Genomic DNA, 12,604 nt, shown 5'->3' with positions numbered 1-12,604 from the left:
CCAGCTACACCACGTCATGGGACACGATCTACGTGCTCCATGCGCATTGATGGCGACAGCGACGTGGTGAGCTTTGTGGGTATCGATGCCGACGATGCTCTGATCCATGGCGCCTTTCCTTTAAATGGCCCAGGCACCGATCGAAGAGGACAGGACTGTGAGGGTACGCTGACCGTCAGGCTCCTATAAAGTCACGTCTCGCCCGCTGCCGGGGCAACCTGATGGTCGACACGTCAACGCAATGACACGCGATCAATCGTAGCATGGGTCAGGCCATCAATCTGCGATAACACATTCACAGTCGTGGCAATTTCCCCGGCGGCTCATTGAATGAACCAGATTGTGCTGCTTTAGAAAGGCAGCCCAGTCCATGAAGGTCAAACTGCGATCCCTGATCCGAATGGACCAGCACTGGCTGTTTTGGCTTGCGCGGCCATAAAGCGGAAAGCAGCGCCTGTAGAACGACATCTGTCGCCTGACGACTTTGAAGTGCCCAGCCGATGACGCGGCGGGAATAAAGGTCAAGGACGACCGCCAGATAGGCGAAGCCCTCCAAGGTCCGGATATAGGTGATATCAGTCACCCAGGCCTTATCCGGCATGCCCACGTCAAACTGTCTGTCGAGCGTGTCCTCAGACGGCCGGGGCCGGCGCACCCGGCTGTTTCGGGACCGGTTGTCAGAAATTGGGAGGCGGATGTTCGCCGCAACTGGCGACGAGAGGGCTTCGAATGATCTTCGGGTTTTGACCTGAGCCCTGAAAGCCGGAAGGAGGCTGGGTTCAGGTCAGCACGTTTCGAAGATAGCGGCGATCATCCGTTCTGGAACCGGAATGCGGCCGGCTGGCTATTCGCCCGGCTTTTCCGGATCTGGGAGACCAGAACCGCAATGAAGGCAAATTCCCCGAGTGCCAGCATCGGTATTCGAGCGGCAGGCCGTCAACATGCCGGAAACCCGAATAGCCCAGCATGAGGGCGGCGGCGGCCGAAGCGAGGATCCTTTCGCGAAGGGAAAACACCGTCAGCCCGCAGCCATAAATGGCCGCCGTCAGCGCGGTCATGCCGAGAGGCACGGCGATGACCGTGCCGAGCCCCCAGACCCAGCTGACCGGGTTGAAGGTCAATAGCGGGTTGAAGATGATCAGAAAAGGAATGATGAAGCCGGAAATTGCGAGCTTGGCGGCCGAGAGCGCCGTCTTAAAATAGGGCGCTCCGGCAATTCCCGCCCCGGCCAGTGCTGCAAGCGCCACGGGTGGCGTCAGGGATGAGATTACCGCGAAATAGAACGAGAAGAAATGGGCGGCCATAGGTTCTACGCCCATCTTGATGACCGACGGGATCACCACGATAGCGACCAGCGTATAGGCAGCGCTCGTCGGCACTCCGCATCCCAGAATGATCGAGACGACCATGGTCAGGGCGAGCCCGATCAACAGATTGCCTGCGCTCAGGATCTCAACGAGACCCGCGATCTTGTTGCCGAGGCCGGTTGTGATCAGGGTCTGGGCAATCATGCCCACGATCGCGAGCGAAATCCCGATCTGCGCCCCGATCAGCGCGCCGCCGGCAATGCTCTTGACGAGCTCCAGCGGGCGCGGCCGCGTCTGCGGATCGATATAGGACAGACCAATGGCTAGGAGAATCGCCCAAAAAGCCGATTTTGCCGGACTGTACTGCATGATCAGCAGTGTGATCAGAACGGCAAGCGGCAGGCCGAACAGCGGCAGCCGGCGCATGAGCTTTCGGAAGTCGACGCGCTCGAGCGGCGCCTTGATGCCGAAGCGGACGGCGAGGAACTGCACGCCGAGCATCACGCCCCAGAAGTAAAGGATGGCGGGTAGGATGCCGGCAAGCATCACCGCATCGTAGGAAACGCCCAGGAACGACGCCATAAGAAAGGCCGCGGCCCCCATGACCGGCGGCATGAGCTGGCCGCCCGTGGATGCGGCAGCCTCGATGGCGCCGGCATGCTGCGGCTTGTAGCCGACCTGTTTCATGTAGGGAATGGTAAAGGAGCCGGTGACGGCGACATTGGCAACGGCGGCGCCCGAGATCATGCCGATAAAGCCGCTCGAGACCACAGCTGTCTGGCCCGGCCCGCCGCGAAAGGCCTTGCCGGCGATCTTTCCGGCCTCCAGGAAGAAATCATTCACCTTGATGATGCCGAGCAGCGAGCCGAAGACCACGAACAGGAAGACCTGATTTGCGGATATGCCCAGAAACTGGCCGAAAATGCCCGATAGCCCAATGCTGAGATAGGAAACGACATAGTCGAAATTGAACGGACGGTGGTAGAGGTGGCCGGGGAGCCCGTCTCCCCACAAAAAATAGGCCACAAAAATCGCCGCGACGATCGGAAGCGTCCAGCCCCATGCGGCGCGCGTGGCAATCACCACAAGGCCGATCAGAACGACGCCGACGGCGACGTCCATGGGATCGGGAAATCCGAACACTTCTTTCAGGTGGACCATGTTGGCGAGCACGTAGCCGGACGCGGCAACGCCGAGTGCTGCGAGGGTGAGATTGAGCACCATGCCGATCCGCGTCTTCGACTGGCGCGCCTGATAAAGAAACAGAAGCAGGAAGATGAAAGCGAGATGCACGGCCTGATGTTCGTAGGACCCCAGGAAAAGGTACTGGGTTGTCAACATCTGGTATGCGCGTCCGCAGCCGCCGGTGAACAACTGGGTGCAGATCACGCAGATGTATTTCGACTCCATCCAGGAAATCCTCCTTGGTGGCGCCGATGTCCAGGAGGTCCTGACGGACACCACGCAGCAGATCGATGGTCTTCTGAAATAACAACGCTTCGGTTGGGCCGCGCGCTTGCGTGCGGCCCGGTCCCCCCGCCGCTTTCAAGAGGAATGCCATGCGTGTCAGTTCCCGCTTCACCGGACCGCTGTTCGTGTTTCCAGCGCTCTTTGTGCTCGCCCTGCTGGTGTTTTACCCGCTGGTCTACACAGTCGTCCTTTCCATTACCGATCCTGCGGGCAACTATGTCGGCCTGGAAAACTTCCGGACCATGCTGGATCAGCGCCTGACCGGCATTACGCTGCGCAACACCTTCGTCTACGTGTTTTTCTCGATCGTGTTCCAGATCATTCTGGGAACCGCCGTCGGTCTCCTGCTCAATGCGCCCTTCTGGGGCCGCAGCGCGCTCCGGGCGATGATCGTCGTGCCGTGGGTTATTCCCGGCATCGTCGCCGCCACAACCTGGGCCTGGATGTTCCACACCGAGTTCGGCATCATCAACTACATGGCGCAGGGCGCCGGCGTCATCGATCAGTCGATCGGCTGGCTGACCAACCCGAACACAGTCACGCCGGCGCTCGTCACCGTCAATGTCTGGAAGATGTTCCCCTTCGTCGCGATCATGGTTCTGGCGGGCCTCCAGGCCATCCCGAAGGATGTCTATGAGGCTGCGCGCATCGATGGCGCCAAGCTGCACCACGAAATCATCTTCGTGACGCTGCCCTATCTGAAGCCGGTCCTGAGCTCGCTGTCCCTGCTGCTCGCCATCTGGGGGCTCAACGCCATCACCATCATCTACGCGATGACCGGCGGCGGTCCGGCCAACCGGTCAATCATCCTGCCGATCCAGATCTTCCGGCAGGCTTTCCAGTTCTTCCAGTTCAATCAGGCCGCAGCCCTGTCGGTCATGTTCCTGGGTATCACCGGCGTGCTGATGGTTCTCTATGTCACTGTCTTCGCAGAAAAGGAGTAAGGTCATGGCTTCACGTACCCGGGCCCAATGGCCCCTCTATCCCGCGATTGCCGTCGTCGTCGCCGTCACCATGTTCCCCTTCCTGTGGATGCTGATTTCATCCTTCAAGAAGCTGAGCGAACTCTATACCGTTCCGCCGACATGGATCCCGGAAGCGCCGAGCTGGGCCAACTACACCAAGGTCCTGTTTGAATCGAACGTACCGCGCTACTTCCTGAACTCGCTGATCATTTCCGCGGGTTCAACGGCAATCGCCCTGGCGCTCGCCATCCTGGCCTCCTACGGCTTTGCTCGCTTCAAGTTCAGGGGTAAGTCGCTGGCGATCTCGCTGATCATCGTCGGCCAGCTTCTGCCGACGGCGGCGATCATCGTGCCGCTTTATGTCGTGCTCAACTGGCTGAACCTGCTCAACACCTATCTCGGCCTGATCCTCGCCTATCTCATCCTGACCCTGCCGCTCAGCGTCTTCATGCTGATCTCCTATTTCCGCGGCATTCCGGTTGAGCTGGAGGAGGCCGCCATTGTCGACGGGGCTTCAAGGCTCGGCGCGCTGCTGCGCATCACGCTTCCGCTGTCGCTTCCCGGCGTTGTCGCGGTGATCGTCTATGCCTTCGTGACCACATGGAACGAATTCATCTTCGCGCTGTGCTTCGCCATCGATTCCTCCACCAAGACGCTGCCGATCGGATTGTCGGAATTCACCACCGAATTCAACACGGACTGGGGTGCTGTCATGGCCGCCTCCGTCATCATGACGGTGCCGATCGCCATTCTTTTCCTCGCCATGCAGAAGCTCTTTGTCGGCGGTCTGACGGCCGGCGGAACCAAGGGCTGAAGGAGATATCATGCCTGACACAATCCCGATGATGGGCCTTGGAACCTATGGCCGCCTCGAAGAAGAAGGCATCCGCGCCATCCTGTCCGCGCTCGAAATCGGCTATCGCCACATCGACACGGCCCAAAGCTACGGCTCGGAGTCATCGGTCGGCGAGGCCGTGCGCAGAAGCGACCTCGATCGGGATGAGGTCTTCATCACCACCAAGGTTGCCCAGAAGAAGCTCGACCGGGCCCAGTTTCTGCCTTCGGTCGAGACCAGCCTGAAGGACCTGCAGGTCGACTTCATCGATCTTGTGCTGATCCACTGGCCGTCGATCGATCCCGATGTCCCGTTCGAAAGCTATATGGAAGATCTCGGCCGTATCCAGGATGAGGGCAAGGCACGCCATATCGGCGTTTCCAATTTCCCGATCGCGCGCTTGAAACAGGCCGAGGCGATCCTTGGTCCGGGGCGGATCCACACCGATCAGGTGGAAATCCATCCGTTTCTGCAGAACAACAAGCTCGTCGACTTCGCGCTTTCGAAAGGCATCACGTCGACGGCCTACATGCCGCTGGCTCAGGGGCGCGTGGCCGAAGACCCGGTGCTGAAGGAGAATGCCGAAAAGCATGGAGCATCCGCCTCGCAGGTTTCGCTTGCCTGGTTGATGCAGCGCGGCATCGCCGTCATTCCGGCGTCCGCCAGCGCCGAGCGTCAGAAGAGCAATTTCGACGCGCAGAAGATCGTCCTGAGCAAATCGGACATGGAGCGGATTGCCACGCTCGATCGTGGTTTCCGCATCGTTGTGCCCGAAGTCGGCCCGGACTGGGACTGACGTCTTAATTCGGTCCCCCAGACTGACATTAGCAGCAAGGGTACGGGCGTCTGGTGCCCGGCCTCAACCTACCGGAAGAGCAATCATGAAAACCGTTCTCGGCGTCGGGCTGATCGGCTGCGGCAATATTTCCTCGGCCTATCTGGCGCGTGCCAAAACCTTCGCGAATATCGCCTTTGTCGGCGTCGCCGACATGAACGCCGCTGCAGCCGAGGAACGTGGCGCTGAATTCGGACTGCTGGCGATGACGCCCGAAGCGCTTCTGGCGCACCCCGACGTTGACATCGTCCTGAACCTCACACCGCCCGTCGCGCACTTCACGGTCTCGAAAATGGCGCTTGAGGCCGGAAAGCACGTCTATTGCGAAAAGCCGTTCGTGCTGGATGTCGCGGAGGGCAAGGAACTCATGCAGCTTGCCGAGCCACGCGGGCTCAGGATCGGTTCCGCGCCAGACACGATCCTTGGCGCCTCGCACCAGCTTGCCAGACACATGATCGACGTGGGTGCGATCGGGACCGTGACGTCGGGAACCTGTTTCGTCATGAACCACGGCATGGAGGAATGGCATCCATCCCCCGATTTCTTCTTCCGCAAGGGCGGTGGTCCGATCCTCGATCTTGGTCCTTATTATGTTGCCAACCTGGTCCAGCTTCTCGGCCCGGTGGCCCGTGTCACGGCTGAAGCTTCAATGCCGGAGACATCGCGTCGCATTGGCTCCGGTCCTCGTATAGGCGAAGTGATCCCGGTCGAGGTCGCGACGACGGTCCAGGCGATCCTCACCTTCGAATCTGGTGCGCTGGTGACGTTGGTCGCAAGCTGGGACGTCTGGCAGCATGACCTCGCGCCGATGGCGCTCTATGGCAGCGAAGGAAGCATCCACATTCCTGACCCGAACTTCTTTGACGGGCTCGTGGCGGCAACAAAAAGGCGCGAAATTGCCGCGTTGCCGCAGTGGGATCATCCGCTCGGTCCGCCCAACCGCACGGTTTCGCGCGGCGACGTGGCTGACTATCGCACCGCCGGCCTTGCCGACATGGCCCAGGCCATTGTCGAAAACCGCGAGCATCGCTGCAACGGTGGACTCGCGCTCCATGTGGTCGATATTCTGACAGCTATCCTGCGCTCAAGCGAAGACAAGACCGGCATCGATGTGTCGACCCGTTGCCGCAGGCCCGAGCCTCTGGGACCGGAACAGGCAAGGCGACTGCTCCAGACAAGGCAGGAGTGTTAAGAGTGGACGGATCATGGTCTTGTCTGGTGTCGGGCTTGAACGATGGCATCGCGCCACCGCTCGCGCCGCTCCAGACGACCGCCGCCGGCTTCCTGTGGAGCGAATGTGAGCGCTGCTTCACGGGCAAAACCACAGGCGTCTTCTTCATTGAAAATGCCGGTTGCAAGGCCTGCCAACAGGCCGGCGCCGTATCCGCTCAATGCGTTGAGTGAAGGAACGCTGACCTCGGCGCCGAGAAGGTCGGCCTGGAGCTGCATCAAAGACGGGTTTGCGGCAGCACCTCCATCGGCGCGCAGACCGTTGATCTCGCCTTCAAGATCGGCGGCCATCGCCTCGGCAACATCACAAACCTGCATGGCGATTGCTTCGAGCGTTGCACGCGCGATAAGGGCAGGCCTTGTCGACAGCGAAAGACCGGAAATGGTCCCCCGCGCATTCGCATCCCAGTAAGGTGCGCCGAGGCCAGCGAGTGCTGGTACGAAAACAACGCCGTCCGTGTCATCGACGGTTTGTGCAAGCGACGACAGTTCTGCAGGGCCGTCAACGCCCAGCACCGTGCTCATCGCTCAATTCTCCTATTGCCTGGTCGTACTGGTTCGTGTTCAGGGCGCCGTGGTGCCAGAAGCCGTTGCGGACGATGAAACCCATGAGCGAACGCAGCTTCTTCACGGAAGTCACCGCGATGCTGCCATCCATGGGGAAGGGGCGTCGGTAAAGTCGCCTTCGCCGGCATAGGCCTTGAGCGTTCCGGCGGTATCGTCGCAGGACAGGCGAAAATAGGTCATCGAACCGGCCTTCACCTTACCTTTGACCGCGCCGAAGCACTTTTCCTTGCCGATCACGGTGCCCAGAACATCGAACTCGGAGATTTCCGGCTCTGGGCCGATAAAGCTTCTCGGAAAATTGCCGCAATGCGTAAAGACGCATTTGTCCGCCTCGCGGGCGATAAGTATATGAAATAACATTTAAAATCGGACTTTTGCGGGTCTGTCGTTTTGTCGCAGGCAGCCATCGTTGTATATCTAATATAACTGGTATACAAGATATACAACACTGATGGAGGCACGGATGGCTTACGCATCTGATGGCCTCGTTTATGCTGCCTCTGATATCGCGGGCAGAGCGTTGAAGTAAGCCTGATTGGGTGTCTTTCGGTCAAGCGATGAATGCGGACGGCGGCTGTTGTAGAAGGCCAGATATCGCCCGATCCCGGCTCGGGCTTCTGCGACCGTCTTGTAGGCGTGAAGATAAACCTCTTCATATTTGATCGATCGCCACAGCCGCTCGACGAAGACGTTGTCGCGCCATGCGCCCTTGCCATCCATCGATATCTTGATCTCGGCATCTTTCAAAACCCCGGTAAAATCAATGGATGTGAACTACGATCCCTGATCGCTGTTGAATATCTCTGGCTTGCCATATCGACCGAGCGCTTCCTCGACGGCTTCAATGCAGAACGCGGTTTCCAGCGTAATCGAGAGCTTCCACGACAAGACCCGGCGGCTGAACCAGTCGATGACGGCGCACAGATAAACGAAGCCCCGCGCCATCGGGATATACGTGATGTCGATTGCCCAGGCTTGATTGGGGCGGATGACGGCAAGGCCCTTTAAAAGATACGGATAGATCTTGTGGCCCAGCGCCGGTTTCGAGGTGTTCGGGCGCCGATAGATCGCCTCAATCCCCATTTTCCTCATCAGCGCGTTCTGACATACAGCCGCCCGACGTGATAGCCTTCTGCTATCAATAGCCCCTGCAACATCCGGCTCCCGGCGAAGGGGTAGTCCAGATGCAGCTCATCAATCCGGCGCATCAGCGCCAGATCAGCCGCCGATGTCGCCCGAGGCAGATAGTAGACACTGCTTCGGCTGATGCAGAGAGCCCGCGCCTGACGGGAAATGGGAAGAGTATGGTTCCGGTCGATCATCGTTTTCCGCTCAGCGGCCCGGCCTTGCCGAGCGCGCCTGCTAAAAAATCATTCTCCAGCGTCAGTTCGCCGATCTTCGCATGAAGGTTTTTGACATCGACAGCAGACGCCGCATCTTCCTTGCGTCCATCGTCGAAAACGTTCATCGCTCCTTCAAGCAATTGATCTTTCCATTGCTTGATCTGTTTGGCGTGAACGTCGAACTGCTGCGAAAGCTCAAGCCAAAAGTCTTCTCGCCCTTGATCGCTGCCAGGGTGACTTTCGTTTTGAACGCGGGTGTAATTGCGGCGGGGTCTTCTGATCATTGTGGCTCCTGTTGACGGCATGATGCCGAATTCCAGAGCCGAAAACCACTTATACCGCCTGTTCAGTTTTCCCGAGCCACTTAAGGCGGCACGCCAGTCACCTCGCTCGCGCTACCGCCTCCAAATCAAGTTTCCCGCTGTCACAGAGTCATTGGTTGATTTGCAGCTGCCCCTGTTATTGCCGCTTCAGACCGATGCAATATCTCCTGCGTCTATTCGTCCTTCACGCCTTTCAAAATTGCCGACATCCGGTCGACCAGTTCTTCCGGCACGTCGGACATTGGGCTTTTCGAGAAGCCGCAATCGCGCCCGAGAAGCCCGGCTGCCGCCTTCATGCGGGCGGGAAATTGCGGTCCGCGCACGATCTTCCAGAGGGGATAGAGGCGATTTTGAATCTTGAGCGCCTCGTCGTATTTTCCGGCCCGCGTCAGGTCCCACATGCGAACCGAAAGCCGGGGGAAAAGTGCCAGAATGGCAGAGATCGCGCCATCGGCGCCGAGCGCGAAACACGAATGGAGCATTTCGTCGGTTGCGGCATAAACCATGCCGCGATCGCCGCAGGCGATCCGCATGTCGTACATGGCCATGATGCCGCCGACGCTCTGCTTGACGCCGATGACGTGTTCGATGTCGAGCAACTCGGAAAAGAGTTCGGACGAGATCTCGTTTTGCGGCACGACGTTGTAGATGATGATCGGCAGGCCGACCGCCTCGAAAATTGCGCCGTAAAAGCGCTTGTTGCCGGCCGCGTCCGGCACCAGGACATTGTAGAATGTCGGCGTGACCATAAGCGCATCTGCGCCGGCCTTCTTGGCCGCCATCGCGGTTTCGATCGCCGCAGCTGTGGAGCAGCGGGCGACGCCGGCGACGATGGGAACGCCCGCCCGGTTCTCCGATTTGATGATCTCGATCATCTGCACCAGCTCGGCATTCGTGAGGGCCGCGCCCTCGCCGGTGCTACCGCCGGGCGAAATGCCATGGACGCCCGCATCCAGCAGGTAGCGAACCTCGCGGCGATAGAGTGCCGTATCGATCTCCTCGTCTCTGGTGAAGGTCGAGACGACGGGTGGAATGATCCCGTGGAATGATGTACCTTTTTTCATTATCTGTTGTCCTGTGGCCTTGCAGCTGGATGTGTCAAATCGGTTCGGGGCTCCAGAAGAGGACGCCCGCCAGCGTCCTCTCCCGGTGGTTGCGTCAGAGGATGCCGAAGTCGGAAAGGGCTTTTCGAACAGCTTCGACTTCTTCTGGCGTGCCCGGGGTCAGGGGCAGGCGCGGCAGGCCCGCATCCCCGCCGGTCAGGCGGATGGCATCCTTCCAGAGGCATACCGGGTTTGTGCGACCGTTTAGTCCCATGACCTTCAGCAACGGATAGAGCTTGCGCTGCATTGCCGCGGCCTCGGCAATATTGCCTGCCAGAAAAGTGTCGATCATCTTGCGAATATAGTCGCCGACTACATGGGAAGCGCCGGATACGACACCGCCGATCCGCTTTTCGCCGCCTTGCGTGAAGGCTTCGAGAACCATGGTGTCGTCGCCATTATAGACGATGAAGTCTTCCGGCGTGGCGTTGAGGAAAGCGGTCATTTGTTTGGGATTGAGTTCTGCCTCCTCCTTGATGGCCACGATATTGTCGAGCGCTGCAAGCTTGCCGACCGTAGCGGGTTCAATGTTGACGCCGGTGAAGATCGGAATGTTGTAGAGCATGATGTTGAGGTCCGAAAGCGCTTCGGCGACCTTGACGAAGTGGTTGTGGATCTCCTGCTGGGCCGGCTTGGTGTAGTAGGGCGCTACGACCATGACTGTGTCGAAGCCCAGCTTCTCTGCTTCCTTGCCGAGCGCGATCGTTTCGATCGTCGAAGTGCTGCCGACGCCGGCGATCAGCGGAACGCGGCCATCCACCGCTTTTTTGACCGTTTCGAGAATGGCGACCCGTTCGGCGAATGTCTGGGTGTGAAACTCGCCGGTGGTGCCTGACAGGATGAGCGAGTCGGCAAAGCCGTTGTCAACCAGATGGGTTGCGAGTGCCGCGAGTTTTCCGTGATCGATGCTCTGGTCTTCGCCGTAAGGGGTGACGAGCGGGATGAGAACGCGGCCGTAAGTGTCCTTGTTGTACATTTCAGTCTCTTTCTGGAGTTTTCCAAACGATGGTTGTCCCGGTACGGGGGTGTCGTCCGTATTGCTTTTCCGTCATCTCCTTTCTTTTCGAGTTGCCGGTTTCTCGCGCCTTACTGCGGGCCCCGGTCGGTATTGGCGATCCCGCCGGTCGCGCCGGCAAGCTTGCGGGTTTGGCTGACCCCTCTGATGATCAGGGGCAGCACCCAGATGGCGATTGTGAAGAGGCCCAGTCCGGCGGCGATCGGGCGTTCGAAGAAGCCCAGAAAGTTCCCGTCGGCGATGATCATCGAGGTGAGAAAATTCTTCTCGACGAGCGGCCCGATCACGATGCCCAGGATGATCGGAGCGATCGGGAACCCCTTGCTCTCGAGAATGAAGGCGAGCACGCCCATGGCCAGCATCACGCCGACGCCGAAGACCGAGTTGTTGACCGCATAGGAGCCGACGATGCAGAAGGCGAGAATGGAGGCGTTGAGATAGGTGCGCGACAGGCGGAAGATCGAGCGCGAAAAACGTACGGCTAGCCATCCGAGGGGGATGATCAGCAGGTTCGCCAGCGCAAAGACGATCATGACCGCGTAGAAGTTCTGGGGATTGTTGATGAAGATTGTCGGGCCCGGATTCATCCCCTTCATCACCAGAACGCCAACGGCAATGGCCGTGACCGCATCGCCGGGAATGCCGAAGACCATGGCCGGGATCCACGCCGAACTCAGCGCGGCATTGTTGGTCGCGGAGGCCTCCACCAGGCCTTCGGAATGTCCGGTCCCGAATTTTTCCGGCGTTTTGGAGAATTTCTTCGAGATGGCATAGGAAATCCAGGCGCCGAGATCGCCGCCGGCGCCGGGCAGGGCGCCGATCACCGTGCCGAACGCGCTGCCGCGAAGCACATTGAACTTATGACGCCAAAGCGTGCCCGCCATACCGGCAAGCGGATTGCCGATCTTCATGACCGGTTCGCGTTTGCCGGGCTCGCTGGCCTTGTGCCGGAGGATTTCGGACAGGGCGAACATGCCGATCATGGCCGGTATGAAGCTGATGCCCCCCATCAGTTCCGTCCAGCCGAAGGAAAAGCGGGGCGTGGCCGTCAGCGGGTCGAGGCCGACGGTCGCGATGAACAGACCGAGAAGCAGCGAAAGCGTTCCCTTGACCTTGCTTCCCGAACTGATCAGCGCCGCGCATGACAGCCCCAGCATGGCCAGCCAGAAATATTCAAAACTCGAAAACTGCAGTGCGATCTTGCCGAGGGCCGGCGCGATGAAGAGCAGGGCGACAAAGCCGATCATGCCGCCGACCGAAGACGAGCAGATGGAAATGCCCAGCGCTTTCGCCGGTCGGCCGGCCTTGGTCATGGCATAGGCCTCGTCGACATAGGCTGCGGATGCCGGGGTGCCGGGAATGCGCATCAGCGCTCCGGGAATGTCGCCGGCAATGATGGCCATGGTGGTGCAGGCCACGATCGCTGCGATGGCGGGAACCGGATCCATGTAGAACGAGAAAGGCACGAGCAGGGCCGTCGCCATCGTGGCGGTGAGGCCGGGAATGGCCCCGACGAAAAGGCCGAAAGTGGCCGCGGCGCAGATCACCAGCAATGTATAGGGCGTGATGACAAGTTCGGTTGCTTCGAGAAAGACATGCATGGCCGTTTCT

At 59.5% G+C, this 12,604-nt stretch carries 10 protein-coding genes and 2 pseudogenes; 4 read left to right on the top strand and 8 right to left on the bottom strand.

Annotated elements, in window-relative coordinates; translation table 11 throughout:
• Positions 1-300: 300 nt before the first annotated feature.
• Both AZF01_RS15450 and AZF01_RS15445 read right to left on the bottom strand, forming a co-directional pair.
• Positions 301-637: pseudogene (locus AZF01_RS15450) on the bottom strand (DDE-type integrase/transposase/recombinase); the annotation flags it as partial.
• Positions 638-779: 142 nt separating this feature from the next.
• Positions 780-2,717, bottom strand: coding sequence for a TRAP transporter fused permease subunit (locus AZF01_RS15445; RefSeq protein ID WP_024708626.1), 1,938 nt, complete (start codon positions 2,715-2,717; stop codon positions 780-782).
• Between the two features lie 149 nt (positions 2,718-2,866).
• On the opposite strand from AZF01_RS15445, the gene AZF01_RS15440 reads away from it, so the two are divergent.
• The 4 genes from AZF01_RS15440 (at position 2,867) to AZF01_RS15425 (ending at position 6,604) form a co-directional block, all read left to right on the top strand.
• Complete coding sequence (locus AZF01_RS15440) at positions 2,867-3,721, top strand: carbohydrate ABC transporter permease (RefSeq protein WP_024708627.1); 855 nt, start codon at positions 2,867-2,869, stop codon at positions 3,719-3,721.
• Between the two features lie 4 nt (positions 3,722-3,725).
• Positions 3,726-4,556, top strand: coding sequence for a carbohydrate ABC transporter permease (locus AZF01_RS15435; RefSeq protein WP_024708628.1), 831 nt, complete (start codon positions 3,726-3,728; stop codon positions 4,554-4,556).
• A 10-nt stretch (positions 4,557-4,566) separates the two neighbouring features.
• Positions 4,567-5,373 carry an aldo/keto reductase gene (locus tag AZF01_RS15430; RefSeq protein ID WP_024708629.1) on the top strand — a complete coding sequence of 269 codons (807 nt, stop codon included), beginning with the start codon at positions 4,567-4,569 and terminating at the stop codon, positions 5,371-5,373.
• An 85-nt stretch (positions 5,374-5,458) separates the two neighbouring features.
• Complete coding sequence (locus AZF01_RS15425) at positions 5,459-6,604, top strand: Gfo/Idh/MocA family protein (protein WP_024708630.1); 1,146 nt, start codon at positions 5,459-5,461, stop codon at positions 6,602-6,604.
• An 11-nt stretch (positions 6,605-6,615) separates the two neighbouring features.
• Here AZF01_RS15425 and AZF01_RS15420 read toward each other — a convergent pair whose 3' ends face one another.
• The 6 genes and pseudogenes from AZF01_RS15420 to AZF01_RS15390 all read right to left on the bottom strand — a co-directional run bounded on the left by AZF01_RS15420 (position 6,616) and on the right by AZF01_RS15390 (position 12,594).
• Positions 6,616-7,158, bottom strand: coding sequence for an FGGY-family carbohydrate kinase (locus AZF01_RS15420; RefSeq protein ID WP_244435573.1), 543 nt, complete (start codon positions 7,156-7,158; stop codon positions 6,616-6,618).
• Positions 7,159-7,278: 120 nt separating this feature from the next.
• Positions 7,279-7,569, bottom strand: a complete 291-nt coding sequence (locus AZF01_RS15415) for a hypothetical protein (RefSeq protein ID WP_024708632.1) — start codon at positions 7,567-7,569, stop codon at positions 7,279-7,281.
• A 129-nt stretch (positions 7,570-7,698) separates the two neighbouring features.
• Positions 7,699-8,836 (bottom strand): annotated as a pseudogene (locus AZF01_RS15410) (IS3 family transposase).
• 212 nt (positions 8,837-9,048) lie between these two features.
• On the bottom strand, positions 9,049-9,939 hold the full coding sequence (locus AZF01_RS15400) for a dihydrodipicolinate synthase family protein (protein WP_024708633.1): 891 nt from the start codon (positions 9,937-9,939) through the stop codon (positions 9,049-9,051).
• A 94-nt stretch (positions 9,940-10,033) separates the two neighbouring features.
• Positions 10,034-10,954, bottom strand: coding sequence for a 4-hydroxy-tetrahydrodipicolinate synthase (gene dapA, locus AZF01_RS15395; RefSeq protein ID WP_024708634.1), 921 nt, complete (start codon positions 10,952-10,954; stop codon positions 10,034-10,036).
• Between the two features lie 110 nt (positions 10,955-11,064).
• Positions 11,065-12,594 carry a tripartite tricarboxylate transporter permease gene (locus AZF01_RS15390; protein ID WP_024708635.1) on the bottom strand — a complete coding sequence of 510 codons (1,530 nt, stop codon included), beginning with the start codon at positions 12,592-12,594 and terminating at the stop codon, positions 11,065-11,067.
• Between the last annotated feature and the right edge of the window lie 10 nt (positions 12,595-12,604).

The organism is Martelella sp. AD-3, assembly GCF_001578105.1.
Classification (GTDB): domain Bacteria; phylum Pseudomonadota; class Alphaproteobacteria; order Rhizobiales; family Rhizobiaceae; genus Martelella.
Note: the sequence above shows the minus strand (reverse complement) of the source record. Positions and strands in the feature narration are given on the sequence as shown.

Coding starts and splice junctions, on each gene's coding strand:
- AZF01_RS15425 (WP_024708630.1), top strand. CDS start 5,459: ATGAAAACCGTTCTCGGCGTCGGGCTGATCGGCTGCGGCAATATTTCC.
- AZF01_RS15435 (WP_024708628.1), top strand. CDS start 3,726: ATGGCTTCACGTACCCGGGCCCAATGGCCCCTCTATCCCGCGATTGCC.
- AZF01_RS15415 (WP_024708632.1), bottom strand. CDS start 7,569: ATGTTATTTCATATACTTATCGCCCGCGAGGCGGACAAATGCGTCTTT.
- AZF01_RS15400 (WP_024708633.1), bottom strand. CDS start 9,939: ATGAAAAAAGGTACATCATTCCACGGGATCATTCCACCCGTCGTCTCG.
- dapA (WP_024708634.1), bottom strand. CDS start 10,954: ATGTACAACAAGGACACTTACGGCCGCGTTCTCATCCCGCTCGTCACC.
- AZF01_RS15390 (WP_024708635.1), bottom strand. CDS start 12,594: ATGCATGTCTTTCTCGAAGCAACCGAACTTGTCATCACGCCCTATACA.
- AZF01_RS15430 (WP_024708629.1), top strand. CDS start 4,567: ATGCCTGACACAATCCCGATGATGGGCCTTGGAACCTATGGCCGCCTC.
- AZF01_RS15445 (WP_024708626.1), bottom strand. CDS start 2,717: ATGGAGTCGAAATACATCTGCGTGATCTGCACCCAGTTGTTCACCGGC.
- AZF01_RS15440 (WP_024708627.1), top strand. CDS start 2,867: ATGCGTGTCAGTTCCCGCTTCACCGGACCGCTGTTCGTGTTTCCAGCG.